Genomic DNA, 15,872 nt, shown 5'->3' with positions numbered 1-15,872 from the left:
ACAATTCACTTATATATAGAAGAAAGGTTAAAAAACAATGGACTTTGAAGAAAACAAAAGCGGAAAGGATGCCACTTTAAACGCTCGTTTTAAGGATACCGGAAAAAATCTCCAGAATTGCCACACGGATTCGATTTCGCTAACGCGAAATCCATCTTTCACTTTTATAGATTTATTTGCAGGTGCTGGAGGTCTTTCTCTAGGCCTGGAACAAGCAGGTTTTACTCCAATATTCGTAAATGAAATTGTTCCGCAGTTTAATGAAACTTACAGAAAAAACAGAAATCTCTCCGATGACCAATATTTTGTAGGCGATATAAAGGAACTCAATGAAAAAATTGATGAATATCTTCCTCGTTTTAAAGACGCTGATTTAGTTTGCGGGGGTCCGCCTTGTCAAGGCTTCTCAATGGCAAATCGCCAGAGAATTATTGATGACCCAAGAAACCAACTCTATAAAGAATATCTAAAACTTCTCTCTGTTGTTCGTCCCAAGTTTTTCATTATGGAAAACGTTCGTGGAATGAGCAAAAAATGGGAGGAAATAAAAGAAAATTTTGAAACATATCTAAACGCAAATCAGAAAGAATCTTATCAATTTTCTTCTCATCTTTTATATGCAGAAGATTTTGGTGTTCCTCAGCATCGTGAAAGATTTATCGTAGTCGGTAACAGACTCGGTATAAATCCAGAAGCAGTATTTGATGAAATTTTCAAGAGTAAACAGAAACCATTTGTTCTAAAAAATGCCCTTGAAGGACTTCCGAAACTTGGAACAAAAAAAATCAAAGGTAAAAATAATGTCGAAGATTCTGATACTGGTTTTACGGAATGTGATTTTGAATACACAGAAAATGATTTCTATCACTTTATAAATGGTAATAAAAAATTACACAAACTTTATAATCACAAAAATCGTTACAATAATCCTCGCGACATAGAGATTTATACTCGGCTTCCTCAAGGTGCAAATTCTTTGCATGAATCCATTGCGGACATAATGCCATACAAAAGTCGCAATGACATTTTCAAAGATAAGTACTTCAAACTTGAAGAAGACAAAATCTGCAAAACAATAACTTCTCACATGAGATTCGACTGCAATATGTATATCCACCCTTGGTGCAGTCGAGGTCTTAGCCCAAGAGAAGCAGCACGAATTCAAACATTTCCAGATGATTACATTTTCTATGGTTCGCAAAACAGTTGGTATGCACAGATAGGAAATGCCGTTCCCGTAAAACTTGCCTATGCAATCGGCAAAGGAATCGCAAAATTCCTATGAACCATGTAGAACTTTTTTCCGGAATTGGCGGATTCAGACAGGCATTAAATCTAATTCAAAAGGATTTTAATATTCCTTTTAATTGTGTCGCATTTTCTGAAATCGAAAAGAACGCCGTCGCAACATATAAAGCAAATTATGACACAACAGGCGAAATTGAAATGGGCGATATAGTTGCCTTCAATTCTAACGAAGATAACATTCGCAATTTACATTTTGATTTACTGACAGGAGGTTTTCCTTGCCAACCGTTCAGCATGATGGGGGAACAGCTTGGTTTTTCAGATACTCGCGGAACGATGTTTTTTGAAATTGAAAAGATTCTCAAAATAAAAAAGGAACAGGGAGAACAAATTCCCTTTGTTGTGTTGGAAAATGTTAGAAACCTTTATACACACGATAAAGGAAATACTTTTAAAACAATAAAAGCTCATTTAGAAAATCTTGGTTATCACTTTTTTTCAAGCATTTTCAATACAGAAAATTTTGCACTCGCTCAAAAACGAAACAGAATCATCATATTTGCGACAACCAAAAATATTCCAAATGGATTTGATTTTTCGGCTGAAAATATAAAACAAGTTTTTGATGCCCATATTGATGAGATGAAATCAATTTATAAGCAGCAAACAACGCTTGATGTTTTAGAGAAAGAAGTTCCTGCAAAATATTTTCTTAGCGAAAAGATAAAACCCACAATTCTTTCAAACGGAACTGCTGGATTTAAGTCTAATTCAAAAATTAATCTTCTTACGGCGCGTCCGTTATGCGCAACAATGCACAAAATGCACCGTGCTTGTCAGGACAATTATTTTAGTCAGGAATTTATCAGTTCAGAAAATCCAATTGCGTATCTTAAACAGAAATACACAAAAGAAGAAGAAGCAACTCACCACATTAGAAAATTAACTCCAGAAGAGGCATTTAATCTTCAGGGCTTCCCAAAAGAATTTTGCAAGAAACCTCATGAATTAAAAATGTCAGACGGAGCTTTGTATAAACAGGCAGGAAATGCAGTAAGTGTAAATGTCATTTATGCAATTATGTACTACTTATTTGTAAATCAAAGGCTAGGAGCATAAAAATTATGGAAAAAATCGAGTGGCATATTAAAAATCAAAATGCGAAATATAAATTCTCAGAAAATCTTTCAAAGGAATCAAGCATAAATATCTCCAAAGAAATTTTTGATTTTCTAGGAGCGAAGCAAAATAATGACATTATAGTTGTAATTCTTAGAAAAAATGATTTTCTCCTTGCTTTTTCAAAACTGATTTCTAGTTTACCGTTATATTATTACAGGAACGGTTCTCAAAAGGCAGAATTCAATTCAAACTTTTTTGAATCAAATTACAGTGAGATTGTAGAGCATTTTGGTGATAACGAAAGAATACAATATCAAGTTAGACTTAGAATTAATGATGAATCTACAACTCGTTATTATCTTTATAGAATGGATGGAGCTAAAAATTTCATTCTCAGAGATTTTTTGATTGGAGAAAATTCAATCTTAAATTTCATAAAAAATGACAACAGTGAAATCATAATCGAGCCAGTAATAAAAATCACAAATAAAGATGACTCTTTAGAAAACTCTCCTTCAAATAAAGATTATATCTCGCCCCCCACACAAACCATCTTCTACGGCGTCCCTGGCTCCGGCAAATCGCACAAAATAGACGAGGAAACAAAAGACTTGCCAGAAGACCAGAAAATGCGCGTCGTCTTCCACCCAGAATACACGAATGCGGATTTCGTAGGGCAGATTTTGCCGAATAATACAGACGGAACCATTTCCTATAAATTTAAGCCAGGTCCATTTACGAAAATCTTGAGAAGGGCTTACTTAAATCCTTCAAAAAAATATTATCTCATCATTGAAGAAATAAACCGGGGGAATGCCGCTGCTATCTTCGGAGATGTGTTTCAGCTGTTAGACAGAATAACGGACGGCAAACCTGAAACAACTGGCGGTTATTCTTACGGCAATGGCTGGAGCCGTTATTCAATAGAAAACGACTTTATGAACTGGTATATCCGTGAAAACCTTTATGCGGACACAAACCACAAGTTGCAGAACGAGGATGACGGAATCGCAACAAAATCAGCGGACGAGTCGCAGAAGGCAATCGAAATCGGAGAGCTTCATTTTTCCGCGCTTACAGGAATCCGCCTTCCTCCAAATCTTTCGCTTTTTGCAACGATGAACACAAGCGACCAGAATGTTTTCACACTGGACAACGCGTTTCAGCGAAGATGGGACATGAAACTTGTGGAGAACAAGTTTGAAGGAGAAGACGCGGATGCACAGCGCAACGCAAAAATCGGCGGAACAGAAGTCACTTGGGAAAACTTTCAGACTTTCATAAACAAAAAAATCAGCGAGAGTTCGTCCTCTGTGGGAATGAGCAGCATGGAGGACAAAAGGCTTGGCTGCTGGTTTGTGAAGGAAACAGATGGAAAAATCTCAAAAGAAAAATTTGCAGAGAAGGTCTTGAAATATCTTTGGGACGACGCGTTCAAATTCAATCACGACGACATTTTTAACATTCAGGAAAACGCTTATTTTGAAAGCATCGTCGAAAAGTTCAAGGGAAAAGAAAATGAGAGTTGTGACTGGAGTATTTTCAAAGACACAAGTTTTGTTCAATCAGCGAATGAGCAATAGAATATGAACGACAAAGAAGAGTTTTCATTTTCAAACCTTTCTCTCAAAGATATATGTTTTTATGACGCAAAACTTTCTGGCGATGACTTTGTCGGTATCAAACACGAAAGCGGAAAACTTCGTGTTCAGTTTCCGCTCGGCTACAGGAAGGCTGATGATGAAAAAGAAATCCGAAAGGACATTTTGAATCTTATTTCGGTACTTTCCACTTTTTCGGACAATGAGGACTCCTATATTCTGAACGACGCACAAAAAGCGCAGTCGAAAGCATTTCCGATTCATGCCTACATGTTTCTCATAAAAGATTTCCTTCAAAACGGCTACTATTCGGAGCGAGAGACGGTCTACAGCCGCGCTTCCTCAGGAAAAATAAACTGGGGGAGGACGATAAAGCAGGTAAAGCCGCAGTTGGTGGAAGGTTCTTCCGTGTATCTCGAATTTGTCACGAGAAAGACGAACCACAACGAAAACGAACTGATAAGCCAAATACACAAAACGCTTGTTTTCGAGAGCTTCTTAAAAATCGGGTGGATTTTCTCTTCGTTCGCTCCGCAAAAGGGCGCGCTCAAATTCAACTCGAATCTCTTCCGTTCCGTGCTCAATTCAAAAATATCGCAAACATTTGAGGAAAAAAAACTTCTGCTTTTCAAGAACATGCTCGCCATAATCGACTACATGGACTCTTCTTCCGAAGAAAAGTCGTTTTATTATGGAACAGAGCATTTTGAAAGCGTTTGGGAAAGACTTGTCGATACAGTGTTCGGAGAAAGCGACAAGGAAAAGTTCTACCCGAAATGCCGCTGGATTATTGACGGCAAAGGCGAAGCAAATTTCGGAAACGACATCTACAAAAAATATTCCCTCCGGCCCGATACGATTATGATTACAGGCAGAGGAACACAGAAGCAAAAAATTTTCGTCCTTGATTCAAAATACTACAAATACGGCGTCTCAAAACGCGACTACGATTTGCCGGGCACAGGCTCAATCGTGAAGCAGATTGCTTACGCGGAATTCATCGAAGGAAAGCCCGATTCTCTTCCTGGCGACGTGAAAAATGTCTTGAACGAAAAAGAGATATACAACGCGTTCATTCTTCCCGGAAAATCAAGCGTACTCGGCGGAGAGCTCGAATATTTCGGATATTCGTGCGCGGATTTTAAAAATGAAACAGAAAAGGCTTACAATAAAATCTACGGCATTTTCCTAGATGTCCGCACCCTTATGTACCGTCACATTCCCCACGACAAGGATATGATAAGTCAACTTGCAAATGTTATTGGAAATACCTAAAAGCAGGACCTTGCGGGGCTCTATGTCTTTCCCCCACGTTACCCCCGCATCAGTTCCATGAGTCCCGCTAGGTTTGCGCCTGTGTCGAGCTGGTTTTTGCTGATGAAAAGTTTTACGGTTTTTCTGTGGGTGCCGTACAGTTTTGCCATTTGGTTCACGCTTATCCCTGCAAGTAGCATTACGCTCACTTCAAGTTCTGCGCCGTCAAGTTTGCTTTTTTTGCTGGTGATATAAAGAACTTTGAGGAACTGCACCGTCGCTTCCTGGAAGAAGAATTTTCTGTATTCAGTGATGTTTGCAGGTTAGGGTAAAGACTTCAATCCGTGGACAAATCAACAAACGCTCATGCTGAATAATACATGACGACAAATTTGCAGTATTGTAGTATACTTTTTTCAGGAGGCAGGAAAAATGTACGCAACTACAGGAATAATTCAGGGAAATATAGTTTTAACAGATGATTATACTCTTGAAAATTACAATGGGAAAAAAGTAATTATTACTGTTTTGGATGACGAAAATCAGTTTTCCACTGTTTCTGATGAAAAACTTTTTTCTGTTTCAGACTCTTTAATTAATCAAAATATTGAAGCGTACAAGGAACTTGCAAAATGATTTTTTTTGACTATGAGCAAGTTGTAAAAATCCATAGCACTCTTATTGCAAGAACAGGCGGCATAGACGGGGTTCGTGATAAAAATCTGTTGGACTCTGCTTTAAAAGCGCCTTTTCAAACTTTTGGCGGAAATGAACTTTATAAAAGTATTTTGGATAAAGCTTCCCAATTTTGCTATTCACTGATAGAAAATCATCCTTTTTTAGACGGAAACAAAAGAATTGGTGTGCATCTGACTTTATTGTTTCTTAAATTGAATGGTGTTGAACTTTCCTATTCTCAGAGTGAATTAATTGAATTTGGACTAAATATTGCTTCTGGAAAACTGAATAAAGATGATATAAAAAATTGGCTTAATTCTCATATAATCTCTGGCAAGTAGGATGGCTTCATGGAAAAATCAAACATCACTTTTTTGCTCTGTCATAAAATCCGAAAGTCTACTGGCGCCTTAATGGAAGTTCAAAAGCGCTTGGCCGCAAAAAGCGCGGTTTTGTGCTATACTGAGGGCCGTTCAGGAGGAAAATCGTATGCCGATGATTGAAGCGAAGGTGACGGTGGAGTTGCCTGCAGAAAAAAGAGACGTTTTGAGGGCCGAATTTGGAAAGGCCATCAGCCTGATGGGAAAGCCGGAATCATATCTGATGGTTAATCTGCTTGACAAGCAGGACCTCTACTTTGGCGGGAAGAAGCTCGATAAAGGCGCTTATGTTGAAGTGAAGGTACTCGGAGGCGTTGACGGCGGCGCAAGCGGAAAAATGACCGCCCGCTTGTGCGAGATTCTGCAAAAGGAACTTGGCATCCCGGGAAACGCGGTGTACGTTTCCTATTGGGGAACTGCCAACTGGGGATGGAACGGCGGGAATTTCTAGCGCCGCTCCCTTTCCCTTCCCCTGCCAGGTGCGGCAGGGGATTTTTTTTGCTGTTCGCTTGCTTCGCCTGAATCACGGCATCGGAAGAATGGCTAAGGATTTCTTTGAATGCTTGAACCTCAGCCCCCCAAAAAAAACAGGGCCCGTCTTGCACAGGCCCTGAAGAAAAGAAGGATTGGGTTTAGGATAGATTAATTTTTGCCCTCAGGATTTGGCTCCGGAGCTTTCTCCGGCAAGGTTTCGGGCGTTTCCTGCCAGTTGTCAATTATCTCCTGATAAATATTAGGCTCTTGTACCGGCTTTACTGTCGGTATTGCGTTGGAAACATCCGGATAGCTTGTTGCATCGCAGTTGACACTTTTTTCCCGTTTCGATGATAATTTTCCCAAGCAATGAAAATATTCGGAGGAGAAGATGTTTTTTCTTGTCGGCGCTCAGACGTACAGCCATGAGCTTGGATTCTACAAAAAGGAAGGGACGTGCCCGGGGTGCGGGCGCACGATAAACCTCGGGATTGCGCGCTATTCGGCCTGGCTCACGGTGTTTTTTGTTCCGTGCATCCCGCTTTCGATAAAATACTACAAATACTGCCCGGACTGCGGGATTTCGGCGCAGATTACGAGGAAAGAGGCGAAATCCCTCCTCGGACAATAACGCGGAAGACATCATGGCGCGCCTGACAGAAGAGCAGCGGCACAAAAACATGTCCCGGATACGGAGCACCGGCGGAAAGCTTGAGGTCGCGCTCCGCTCCGCGCTTTTCAGGTTCGGCTTCCGGTTCCGGAAAAACGACAGGCGTCTCAGGGGAAGCCCCGACATCGTTTTCCCGCATTACCGCGCGGTCGTCTTCATAAACGGCTGCTTCTGGCACGCGCACGGCTGGATGAGCGGAAGCTCGCTCGTCCAGTCGCCCGTCCTGGAAGAAAGCGCGCTTTATTCTCTCGGCTGCGCGAAATTCAGGATGCCCGCGACGAACCGCGAATTTTGGGAGGCGAAGTTCGCGCGCAACAGGGCGCGGGATTTGGGCGACATCGCGGAGCTTCTGTCGCAGGGCTGGCGTGTCGGAATCGTCTGGGAATGCTCGATTCTCGGGAAGAAGCGAAAGGAAAAAATCCGCGGAGTTGCGGAAAGCATATCGGCGTGGCTTGAGGAGGGATTCTCCGAGCCGTTCCGCACGTTCTGATTTGATGTATAATAGACCTGAGCGGTAGCAATGGTGTCGCTCAGGTCGGCGAGTCCAAAAACGCGCAGATAGCGCGTTTCTGAACATCGCGTTTCGGGGTAACCTGTTCTGAAATTGCGGTTTCCGAACAGGTTCACTGGTGCATTCGATATTTTTTTTGCGGAGATGATGCGCATGGCTGACGGAAAGGAAGATTTGCGGGAAAAGAACGGGGAGTCCGAGCCTTTGAGCGGGCGGTACGAGGAGTGGCGCGTGCTTCAGGGGCGGGAGGACGCGGAGATGCTTCAGGAAAAATCGTCCTCGTGGAAAAACGAGCGCGACTGGATGGAAAAGCACGACCGCGATGATTACGAATGAGCTTTTTGGGGCGGGCTTGGCGCATGGCGGCGGGACGTATGCCGTCTCGCTGAAATTCAGCTCCGGCTCGTCGGAGGAAATATCTTCGGCGGTCGAAAGCATGGCGCGCGTTACCGGAAATTCCGCGCTTGCCGGAAAAAACGCGCCGCCGCATCTCACGCTCGGGATGTTCCACGTTTCCGGCAGCGATGTTCCCGTGCTTTTGAAATCGTTCTCGGAATTCGCGGAATCGCAGCGCTTTCCGATTGAAATCGAATTCGGCGGGATTGACGGCTTTCTGACGAAGGTGATTTTCCTTTCTCTGAAAAGCGGCTCGGAGTCGGAGAAGCTCGTCAGAAAGCTCAACGCGGCGCTCCACGGCATTTTCCTAGGCCATTTTGAGCCAGGTGGAAACAGAAATTACCTTCCGGAGCGTTTTTTTCCGCATGTCGCCCTTGCGCTGAAGCTCGGCGCGGACGGATTCAAAAAGGGGATGGAATTCTCGCGGGCAGTTCCCGTTCCGGAAAAAGCCGCCGCTGTGTCGGTTTCGCTCGCGCGGTGCCGCCCGTACGAGGAGATTGGGTCGTTCCCGATTTCATTTGCCTAGAACAGATGCCGCAGCGGATTGGCCTGAAAAAATCGTCATGCTGGGCGCTTTTTTTTTGCAAAAGTGTTGACACAATCGGGGCGTTTGCATATACTAGTTCACGTTTTGGGGGCGTAGCTCACCTGGCTAGAGCGTTTGAATGGCATTCAAAAGGTAGTCGGTTCAAGTCCGATCGTCTCCATCAGAGACCCGCTTTTTGCGGGTCTTTTTTTTGCCCGGACGGCGAACATGTGTTTTTTTCAGCGTTCGGGCGTGTAGCGCGCGGCGAATTCCTCGGCGGGGATGGGGGCTGAAAAATGGAAGCCCTGCAGATAGTCGCAGCCGATTTCCGTCAGCGCGCGCGCCATTTCCTCGTTTTCGATTCCCTCCGCCGTCACGCTGAAATTCATCTTCTTGAACATCTGCACGAATGTCGGAATCGTGTCGTCGCGGCTCGCGTAGTAGTCGCGCACGAGCTCCATGTCGAGCTTCACGTTCACGAACGGGCATTTCCTGAGCCGCGTCACGTTCGAGTAGCCGCTTCCGTAATCGTCGAGGACGAACTGGAAGCCCGTGTTCCGCATCAGCTGTATCTGCTTCTGCAGAAGCGCGTAGTCAATCATCGACTCCTCCGTTATCTCAAGATGGATGAGCTTCGCCTCGACGCCGTATTTTTCGAGGATGGCGGAGAAACGCTCGTTGAGGTCGCGGCGGAGGAACTGAATCGGGGAAAGGTTCACGTTTATCCACGATATTCCCATCGCCGCGATGTCGTGGTTCCGAATGAAGGCGCATGTCTTCTCGAACATCTGCTCGCCGAGCATCGTTATGCGGCCGTTCTTTTCCGCAATGGGGATGAATGCCGTCGGGGATATGAGCGAGCCGTCTGCGGCACGGATGCGCGCGAGGGCTTCCGCCCCCTCGATTTTTCCCGTCCTCGTCCCGAACAGCGGCTGGAGGAATAGCTCCACGGCATTGCTCTCCACGGCATGGACGACGGCGCGTTTTATTTCCGTCGAGCTGTCGATTCTCGCTATCGATTCCTCGTCGACGACGACGTTCCCGCTTCCAATCGTCCTGACGCTGTTCATCGCGGCGAAAAGCCCGTTCGTAATCTTCTCCGGGCAATCAATCCGCATTTCCGGCTTCACCTGCACGAACGTTATGTCAACCGATATGTCGACCTCGGCGCCCGCGTTCCACGGTTTCTTGAACCGCTCGCCGATTTCCTCCATGAGCCGCCCTGCATCTGCCTCTTTTTTTCCGATTATCGCGAACCTGCCGTTCAAAAGATAGAAGGAAATCAGCGACGGATACGATTTCGCGAGGAACTGGCCGATGAGCGCGATGCCCCTGTCCATTTGCGTGCCGCTGTATATCTCGCGGAGCTCCCCGTAGTTGTTGAGGACGAACCCCAGAATCAGGCGGCATCTTTTCCCGGAAAGCTCGCTGAGTATGTCCCTGAGCGCTTTCTTGTTGAAAAGACCGCTTCTCGGCTCGACGTATATCGCGGAATTCTCGAACGAGAGGCAGATTATGACGATTGACAGAAGGCAGAAGCTGTCCATGATGAGGAATTTCGGGAATACAATCCGCATGAGCGTCCCTATCAGAAGCACGATGTTGAATGCGCACGAATTGAGGAAGAACCCGTCCGGAACGCGGCTCCTGTTCGCGAAGAGCGCGGCTATTGATGCAAATATATAGAAGAAACTGCATACGTAAATCGCGTTGTAGAGGAAGCATTTCGCGTACGCGCCGGTCTCGCTTATCGAGAAAATCGTGTCGAAGAACATGTTCGCGAGCGCTATCGCCTCGCATACGATTGCGATGCCTAGGAGCGCGAGCTGATGCGCCGCCTTCATCCCGTTGCGTATCTTCATGATGTCGAGCGTGAACATGAAGAACATCGCCGCGCGCATGATGAAAAGCGCGAAAAACAAGACGTTTATTATCCTGAGGAAAACGTGCGGGATGCTTTTGCCGCTTTCAAGGGCTGCCGATGAGGCGACGTCGATTGTGAGGACCGCCATCTCGATGAACAGGATTTTGAGGAATGATTTGTTCAGCTTTATCGGAAGGCGCGGCCGCGTGAAGTAGAAAACGAGAAACGTGGACAGAGCGATGAAGTTTGGAAGCACGAAGCTGTAATTCCACATTGAAAAACCTCCTGAAAGCCGCTCCTGGCTTGCGCAATCTGAGCCGCCTGCCCCGGGAAACGCATGTCCGGAGCGGGCTGTATAATAAAACAGATTACTTTGAACTCGTCGACCTGAGCGATAACGAAGTTGTCGAACATGTCTAATTATGTTGCAACAATCGCGTATAAACAAGAAATTTAAGAGGAAGTTTTGCCGGCGGGAGAGGATGGCGCGGGCATGTTTCTTTTGCCCGCGCATGTAGAAAATTGACAAGAAAAAAGATTTCCATGCCGAACGGCTTTCGCAGGAAAGCTTGTTTCGGCATCTCTTGTATTACAGCGCTTCTAAGGGGGGCGGCGTGCGGTTAGACGCGGAACTGGTCTATCTGCGAGCCGATTTTCATAATCGATTCGCTCATTTTCCCGGAAAGCTCGCTCAAGGATGTGCCCGTCTCCTTTATTTTCCGCGCGCCGAATCCCATGTCGCCCATTCCCTCCTTTATCGTCGTCGTCGCGTCCTGGAGGTTCCGTATCTCGGCGAGGATTGCCTTGTTTCCCACGGTCATCTCCGCGCTCGCGTTCCTTACCTCCGTCGTGCCGTCGTTCATCGTGTGGAGCGATTCGCTTATCTGCCGGGAGCCTTCGTTCTGCTCGTCCATCGCTTTTTTTATCTGGAGGACGAGCTCGTCCGTCACTTTTATGAGATGGCTGACCGTCTCGAACGCGGAATTCGAGCCGTCGGATGATTCGACGACGCGCGCGATTGACGATTTTATGTTGGAAAGCTGCTCGCCTATCGTCTTCGACTGGACGGACGATGTTTCCGACAGCTTGCGGATTTCGTCCGCGACGACGGCGAATCCCTTTCCCGCATCGCCGGCGTGTGCCGCCTCGATTGCGGCGTTCATCGCCAGGAGGTTCGTCTGCTCCGCTATCGCCTGTATCGCGGAATTCGCCTCCTGGAGCATGACCGACTGCGCCTCGATTTTCTGAATCTGCTCGTTCACGTCCTTCTGCTTCTCGATTCCGTCCTGCGAATTCATGCGGAGCTTCTCGAACGACGACGCCATCTTGTCGACGGACGACCTGACGGAGCCGATGTTCCCAATCATCTGCTCGACTGCCGCGCTTGCCTGCGCGACTCCCGCCGACTGGCTCTCTATCATCCGCTCCAGCGATTCGATGTTCGACGCGATTTCGTTCACCGCGCTCGCGGTCTGCTCGACGGACGAGTCCTGCCTGAATATCTGCTCTTGCATGTGCTCGATGTCCTCGATTATCTGCGTTATCGCGCACTCAGTATCCGCCGTGCTCGCGGAGAGGTCCTCGCCGACGAGGCTCAGCTCCGCTTTTGACGATTTGACGTCGGCGATTATCGCGTTGAGCTTCGACGCGAAATCGTTGAATCCTCTGACGACGGAGCCGATTTCGTTGTTCGACTTGAATTCAATCCTCTTCGTGAGGTCGGCATCCCCCGCGGCGATTCCCGTTATCGCGTTTTCCACGACCCGCAGCGGCTTTATCATCCCGCGCGTGAGAATCCCGATTACGGAAAGCAGGATGATGACGATTGCGAGGCTCGCGACCGCCTGCGTGCGCTCAATTTTCTTTATGAGGCTGAAAACCATGTCCTCCGGTATCGAAAGCGCGAAACCCCATGTCGTTCCCGGAATGTGCTTGTACACGGCGAATTCGCGCCCGTTCCCGGAAAGCGAGTCCACCCACTGCGCGCCCGCCTCGCCGATGGCAAGCGAGTCCGCGACTTTCCTCATCCCGCTTCCTGCCGGGGAGCTTGTCTGTATGTTCCGGCTCATGACGAGCGATTTTTCCTTGTGCGCGATTACGATTCCGTCGCCGTCGATAAGCCATCCGTAGCCGCTTCCGCCGATGTCGATTTCGTTGACCTCGGAAATGATGCCGCCGATGTTGACGACTCCGGCAATCAGCGCGATGTTGTGCCCGTTCCGCCTGATTGCGCGCGCGACGTGGACGACCGGCTGGCCCGTCGCCTGCGAGATTACCGGGTTCCCGACGAATTTCTGCTTTCCGCGCTTCAGTATCGCGTCGAAATAGGGAAGGGCGCTTATGTCCGTCCTTTTGCCGATGTCGCTGTAGGAGTGTCCGTCCTCGCCGCAAAGAATTATGTAGTCGAACGACGGGCTTCTGATGTCCTCGTGCGCGGTGAGCCATTGCGCTATCTCGGCGATTGTCCCGTCCTTCATTATGTCCGCATTCAGGTACGAGTCCAGCTCCTTGTGGAAGCCGTCGATTTTGTTTTCGAGCGAGGCGACATAGCCGTCCGCGACGATTTTGTAGTCGTTCTTCGTCTCCTCCTCGATGTCCTTGCTTACGATTGTCGTCGTTATCGCAAGCTGCGAGAAATTCAGCGCGAGGATTACGATTCCGGCGGCGACAGTAAGCCTCGTTATTATGCTGGAGCGCCGCTCTGTTTTTGTTGATTTCATCTTTATTTTCATATTTCAGGCTCCTTTTTAAATATTCAGCGTTTTTCGGATGGATTCTATGACGAGGCAACCTGCGTTAATATCACAAAATTTTCAAAAACTTCATTTTTTGGAGGTGTTTTTGCGCCTCCTCCTCCTTTTCCGCGGATTTTTTTGTCAAAACTATGAAGGATTCCATAAATTTATGCTTTTTTTATGATATGACCGCGCCCCTCCAACCCCGGAAACTGGCGGCCGACGGAAAAATTATGCGAAGTGCCCCGCAATGGCGCCGTGCGCGCGCAAAAAAAAGCCGGCCGGATGACCGGTCGGCTTTCGTTTTTTTTCATTTGCTTATCGGATGCGTTTTTTCCCGTTTTGCGGGAACGCGGGCTGCCGGCTTTCATGCGCGGCCTGGGCTTCCTCAATCGTCTTTTTCATGAACGCCACGACCTGGTTGAACGCCTCCGCGGGAGTCACGCCCGGCGGAAGCCTCCCTTTGAGAATCGTCTCGGGAATTTTCGTCCCGTTAAAATCGCCCCCGAACCCCGCGACGACGACTCCTGATGAAAGCGCTGCCTCGTATTTTCCCCTGTTTGCCATCATGTCGGAAAGCTGCGCCTTCATAAGCGCGATTTCGTCCTTTCTTTCCATGCCGTTTCCTCCTTTTTCCGCGTGCTGTCTGGATTATAGGGCGTTTTGCCGAATCGTCGGGATTTTTTTGAGCCGCCCTGTTTGAAAAAGCGGTTGGTTTATTTTTTATGGCGCCTGAAACCGCGACAGAATTTTTGGAAAAGCGCGTCACCGTTTTCGGGTCAGAAGCTCAAGGTTGCATCTTGAAGGCTCCGAGCAGGCATTTTCGTGCAGGTGGAGCCCGTTTCCGAGGCAGTTTTTCCACTCGCGGCATTCGGCGCATCTTCCGGTTTTTGCCCAGCTCCTGTCGCGCATGTTGCCGTAGCGGCTGTTCCACATGCGCATGAATTCGAAATCTTCCTTATAAATGTTTCCCTGTATGAAATCCGGCGCGCGTACGGAAAGGCATGCCGAGACGGAGCCGTCGCACATCACGCTTCCGACGTTTATCCCGCCCCTGCAGAAAAAGAAGAAATCCCGCGCCTTGAGCTCGTAGTCGCCGAGGTATCCCTCGCACGAATAGTTGAGGCGGATTGATTTTCCGTCTTTTTTGTACGCGCGCGTCTCTGCGATGAAGTCCATGAGGTTCCGGTATTCCTCGGGCGAAAGCGCCAAATCGTTTTTCGCCGCGCGTCCCTCGGGAAAAATCGAGAAAATCCTCCATTGCGGAACGTCCATGGAGAGCAGAAAATCGCGGAAGCTCCGGAGCGTCCCGATATTGCCTTTGTGGACGCACGTAATCACGTCGAACACGAGCGCGCCGGGAAATTTCCGGCTGAACGACGATGCCGTCCGTATCGCCTCCGTCGCCTTCGCGAACGAGCGCTCGTTCTGCCTCAGCTCGTTGTGTTCCTTCTCGAAACCGTCGAGGCTGAAGCTTATCGACGACAGCCCCGCATTGACGAGCGAGTTGAACCGCTCCCGCGTCATCGCTAGCGAATTCGTGACGATTCCCCATCTGAACCCGCGCTTTATGATTTCTCGCCCAGCCTCCTCCAAATCCGCGCGCAGCAGCGGCTCGCCGCCCGTTATGCAGACCGTGAGGTTTTTGTACGGGTTGTTTGCCCGTATGTCGTCGAGAACGCGCGCGAAGTCGGCGACAGGCATGTCCGGGACTCCGCTCGTCGAAATGCAGTCGCTCCCGCAGTGGCGGCAGCGCAGGTTGCATCTGAGCGTGCATTCCCAGAAAAGGTAGCGCAGCTCGTGCTTTTCGGTCTCGCGCTTCCTGTAGAGGCGGAAGATTGCCTGCTTGATTCTATTCGGCATCATTTTCCAGCGTTATTTCGCCGAGGTCTTTGTCGTCCTGAAGAATGACGTTTCCAATTTTCTTTTCCGTGAAAGAGCCGTGTTCCGTGCCGTCAACGTCCTTCAGGGTAATCTCGTATGTTCCTTCCAATTCGCTCTCGAACGCGAATTTTCCCGAGGAATCCGTGTGCTCTGTTCCGTAATAGCCGTCCGAATCGCATACTCTCACCTCGATTCCCTCTATCGGTTGCGTGATCCCGTCGATTTTTCCCGTTACGGTTCCTTTTATGCTGTAATAGTTCTCCGGCATCCCGTAGCACGATGTCAGCGTTCCGATGCCGAGAACGCCGAGTATCGTTCCTGCGATTTTCTGCCATGTCCATCTGATTCCGCCTTCCATGTTTGACTCCTGAAACTGAAATTCAAAAGCCTGCTCGGGGACGGTGTCCGGGGAATCCGTTTCCGAGCAGGTTTAATGAATAAAATTATATTTCCTGTGTCGGTTCCGGTCAACGCCGTTTCCTGCTCCTTTTTTTTTGCCGGAATGCTTTTTCCGGCCTATCATTTTTTC

The 15,872-nt window shown here is 47.8% G+C and carries 19 protein-coding genes and 1 tRNA gene; 13 read left to right on the top strand and 7 right to left on the bottom strand.

The features are described 5' to 3' along the window. The first annotated feature begins 37 nt into the window (after positions 1-37). Genes TRESADRAFT_RS04935 through TRESADRAFT_RS04920 form a run of 4 tightly spaced genes read left to right on the top strand, consistent with a single transcriptional unit; the run spans position 38 to position 5,246 of the window. Positions 38-1,285, top strand: a complete 1,248-nt coding sequence (locus TRESADRAFT_RS04935; protein ID WP_002703422.1) for a DNA cytosine methyltransferase — start codon at positions 38-40, stop codon at positions 1,283-1,285. Then, positions 1,282-2,367, top strand: a complete 1,086-nt coding sequence (gene dcm, locus TRESADRAFT_RS04930) for a DNA (cytosine-5-)-methyltransferase (RefSeq protein WP_002703421.1) — start codon at positions 1,282-1,284, stop codon at positions 2,365-2,367. The genes TRESADRAFT_RS04935 and dcm overlap by 4 nt, the downstream gene beginning before the upstream one ends. Before the next feature lie 5 nt (positions 2,368-2,372). Further along, on the top strand, positions 2,373-3,953 hold the full coding sequence (locus TRESADRAFT_RS16415; protein WP_002703419.1) for an AAA family ATPase: 1,581 nt from the start codon (positions 2,373-2,375) through the stop codon (positions 3,951-3,953). Between the two features lie 3 nt (positions 3,954-3,956). Next, positions 3,957-5,246, top strand: coding sequence for an LlaJI family restriction endonuclease (locus TRESADRAFT_RS04920; protein WP_002703418.1), 1,290 nt, complete (start codon positions 3,957-3,959; stop codon positions 5,244-5,246). Positions 5,247-5,284: 38 nt separating this feature from the next. On the opposite strand, the gene TRESADRAFT_RS04915 is transcribed toward TRESADRAFT_RS04920, so the two are convergent. Then, on the bottom strand, positions 5,285-5,500 hold the full coding sequence (locus tag TRESADRAFT_RS04915) for a hypothetical protein (protein ID WP_002703416.1): 216 nt from the start codon (positions 5,498-5,500) through the stop codon (positions 5,285-5,287). A 157-nt stretch (positions 5,501-5,657) separates the two neighbouring features. Between TRESADRAFT_RS04915 and TRESADRAFT_RS04910 the strand changes: the two genes are divergently transcribed. Genes TRESADRAFT_RS04910 through TRESADRAFT_RS04900 form a run of 4 tightly spaced genes read left to right on the top strand, consistent with a single transcriptional unit; the run spans position 5,658 to position 6,734 of the window. After that, entirely contained in the window at positions 5,658-5,861 is a 204-nt protein-coding gene (locus tag TRESADRAFT_RS04910) for a hypothetical protein (protein ID WP_002703414.1), read from the top strand. Further along, the gene (locus tag TRESADRAFT_RS04905) at positions 5,858-6,244 is read left to right on the top strand and encodes a type II toxin-antitoxin system death-on-curing family toxin (RefSeq protein ID WP_040842297.1); all 387 of its coding nucleotides are present in this window, start codon (positions 5,858-5,860) and stop codon (positions 6,242-6,244) included. Before TRESADRAFT_RS04910 ends, TRESADRAFT_RS04905 begins: the two co-directional genes overlap by 4 nt. Positions 6,245-6,253: 9 nt before the next feature. Then, positions 6,254-6,406: a hypothetical protein gene (locus TRESADRAFT_RS16475; protein ID WP_217169669.1), complete on the top strand. Its 153-nt coding sequence runs from the start codon at positions 6,254-6,256 to the stop codon at positions 6,404-6,406. Beyond that, entirely contained in the window at positions 6,393-6,734 is a 342-nt protein-coding gene (locus TRESADRAFT_RS04900; RefSeq protein WP_002703412.1) for a phenylpyruvate tautomerase MIF-related protein, read from the top strand. The genes TRESADRAFT_RS16475 and TRESADRAFT_RS04900 overlap by 14 nt, the downstream gene beginning before the upstream one ends. Positions 6,735-6,925: 191 nt before the next feature. Here TRESADRAFT_RS04900 and TRESADRAFT_RS15925 read toward each other — a convergent pair whose 3' ends face one another. Then, complete coding sequence (locus TRESADRAFT_RS15925; RefSeq protein WP_141607160.1) at positions 6,926-7,123, bottom strand: hypothetical protein; 198 nt, start codon at positions 7,121-7,123, stop codon at positions 6,926-6,928. Between the two features lie 25 nt (positions 7,124-7,148). On the opposite strand from TRESADRAFT_RS15925, the gene TRESADRAFT_RS04895 reads away from it, so the two are divergent. The 5 genes from TRESADRAFT_RS04895 (at position 7,149) to TRESADRAFT_RS04875 (ending at position 9,041) form a co-directional block, all read left to right on the top strand. Next, positions 7,149-7,388, top strand: a complete 240-nt coding sequence (locus TRESADRAFT_RS04895) for a zinc-ribbon domain-containing protein (RefSeq protein WP_002703410.1) — start codon at positions 7,149-7,151, stop codon at positions 7,386-7,388. Between the two features lie 13 nt (positions 7,389-7,401). Beyond that, positions 7,402-7,917 (top strand): very short patch repair endonuclease, encoded by a 516-nt coding sequence (locus tag TRESADRAFT_RS04890; RefSeq protein ID WP_002703408.1) that lies wholly within the window; start codon positions 7,402-7,404, stop codon positions 7,915-7,917. A gap of 174 nt (positions 7,918-8,091) precedes the next feature. After that, positions 8,092-8,274, top strand: coding sequence for a hypothetical protein (locus tag TRESADRAFT_RS04885; protein ID WP_002703406.1), 183 nt, complete (start codon positions 8,092-8,094; stop codon positions 8,272-8,274). Next, complete coding sequence (locus tag TRESADRAFT_RS04880; RefSeq protein WP_002703404.1) at positions 8,261-8,860, top strand: 2'-5' RNA ligase family protein; 600 nt, start codon at positions 8,261-8,263, stop codon at positions 8,858-8,860. The genes TRESADRAFT_RS04885 and TRESADRAFT_RS04880 overlap by 14 nt, the downstream gene beginning before the upstream one ends. Positions 8,861-8,967: 107 nt before the next feature. Further along, positions 8,968-9,041, top strand: a tRNA-Ala gene (locus TRESADRAFT_RS04875). Between the two features lie 58 nt (positions 9,042-9,099). On the opposite strand, the gene TRESADRAFT_RS04870 is transcribed toward TRESADRAFT_RS04875, so the two are convergent. The 5 genes from TRESADRAFT_RS04870 to TRESADRAFT_RS04850 form a co-directional block, all read right to left on the bottom strand. After that, complete coding sequence (locus TRESADRAFT_RS04870; RefSeq protein ID WP_002703402.1) at positions 9,100-10,998, bottom strand: EAL domain-containing protein; 1,899 nt, start codon at positions 10,996-10,998, stop codon at positions 9,100-9,102. Between the two features lie 346 nt (positions 10,999-11,344). After that, positions 11,345-13,456, bottom strand: a complete 2,112-nt coding sequence (locus TRESADRAFT_RS04865) for a methyl-accepting chemotaxis protein (protein ID WP_002703400.1) — start codon at positions 13,454-13,456, stop codon at positions 11,345-11,347. A gap of 321 nt (positions 13,457-13,777) precedes the next feature. After that, positions 13,778-14,077, bottom strand: a complete 300-nt coding sequence (locus TRESADRAFT_RS04860; RefSeq protein ID WP_002703399.1) for a hypothetical protein — start codon at positions 14,075-14,077, stop codon at positions 13,778-13,780. A 147-nt stretch (positions 14,078-14,224) separates the two neighbouring features. Then, positions 14,225-15,325, bottom strand: coding sequence for a TIGR04133 family radical SAM/SPASM protein (locus TRESADRAFT_RS04855; protein WP_141607155.1), 1,101 nt, complete (start codon positions 15,323-15,325; stop codon positions 14,225-14,227). Further along, complete coding sequence (locus TRESADRAFT_RS04850; RefSeq protein WP_002703396.1) at positions 15,312-15,701, bottom strand: radical SAM-associated putative lipoprotein; 390 nt, start codon at positions 15,699-15,701, stop codon at positions 15,312-15,314. Before TRESADRAFT_RS04850 ends, TRESADRAFT_RS04855 begins: the two co-directional genes overlap by 14 nt. Positions 15,702-15,872 lie beyond the last annotated feature (171 nt).

It is taken from the genome of Treponema saccharophilum DSM 2985 (assembly GCF_000255555.1).
Lineage (GTDB): Bacteria > Spirochaetota > Spirochaetia > Treponematales > Treponemataceae > Treponema_D > Treponema_D saccharophilum.
Note: the sequence above shows the minus strand (reverse complement) of the source record. Positions and strands in the feature narration are given on the sequence as shown.

Bases quoted from the DNA above. Each gene is read 5' to 3' on its own strand.
- TRESADRAFT_RS04865 (WP_002703400.1), bottom strand. From the start codon at position 13,456: ATGAAAATAAAGATGAAATCAACAAAAACAGAGCGGCGCTCCAGCATA.
- TRESADRAFT_RS16475 (WP_217169669.1), top strand. From the start codon at position 6,254: ATGGAAAAATCAAACATCACTTTTTTGCTCTGTCATAAAATCCGAAAG.
- dcm (WP_002703421.1), top strand. From the start codon at position 1,282: ATGAACCATGTAGAACTTTTTTCCGGAATTGGCGGATTCAGACAGGCA.
- TRESADRAFT_RS04920 (WP_002703418.1), top strand. From the start codon at position 3,957: ATGAACGACAAAGAAGAGTTTTCATTTTCAAACCTTTCTCTCAAAGAT.
- TRESADRAFT_RS04870 (WP_002703402.1), bottom strand. From the start codon at position 10,998: ATGTGGAATTACAGCTTCGTGCTTCCAAACTTCATCGCTCTGTCCACG.
- TRESADRAFT_RS04855 (WP_141607155.1), bottom strand. From the start codon at position 15,325: ATGATGCCGAATAGAATCAAGCAGGCAATCTTCCGCCTCTACAGGAAG.
- TRESADRAFT_RS04850 (WP_002703396.1), bottom strand. From the start codon at position 15,701: ATGGAAGGCGGAATCAGATGGACATGGCAGAAAATCGCAGGAACGATA.
- TRESADRAFT_RS04885 (WP_002703406.1), top strand. From the start codon at position 8,092: ATGGCTGACGGAAAGGAAGATTTGCGGGAAAAGAACGGGGAGTCCGAG.
- TRESADRAFT_RS04910 (WP_002703414.1), top strand. From the start codon at position 5,658: ATGTACGCAACTACAGGAATAATTCAGGGAAATATAGTTTTAACAGAT.
- TRESADRAFT_RS04935 (WP_002703422.1), top strand. From the start codon at position 38: ATGGACTTTGAAGAAAACAAAAGCGGAAAGGATGCCACTTTAAACGCT.
- TRESADRAFT_RS04895 (WP_002703410.1), top strand. From the start codon at position 7,149: ATGTTTTTTCTTGTCGGCGCTCAGACGTACAGCCATGAGCTTGGATTC.
- TRESADRAFT_RS04905 (WP_040842297.1), top strand. From the start codon at position 5,858: ATGATTTTTTTTGACTATGAGCAAGTTGTAAAAATCCATAGCACTCTT.
- TRESADRAFT_RS04880 (WP_002703404.1), top strand. From the start codon at position 8,261: ATGATTACGAATGAGCTTTTTGGGGCGGGCTTGGCGCATGGCGGCGGG.
- TRESADRAFT_RS04900 (WP_002703412.1), top strand. From the start codon at position 6,393: ATGCCGATGATTGAAGCGAAGGTGACGGTGGAGTTGCCTGCAGAAAAA.
- TRESADRAFT_RS16415 (WP_002703419.1), top strand. From the start codon at position 2,373: ATGGAAAAAATCGAGTGGCATATTAAAAATCAAAATGCGAAATATAAA.
- TRESADRAFT_RS04860 (WP_002703399.1), bottom strand. From the start codon at position 14,077: ATGGAAAGAAAGGACGAAATCGCGCTTATGAAGGCGCAGCTTTCCGAC.
- TRESADRAFT_RS04890 (WP_002703408.1), top strand. From the start codon at position 7,402: ATGGCGCGCCTGACAGAAGAGCAGCGGCACAAAAACATGTCCCGGATA.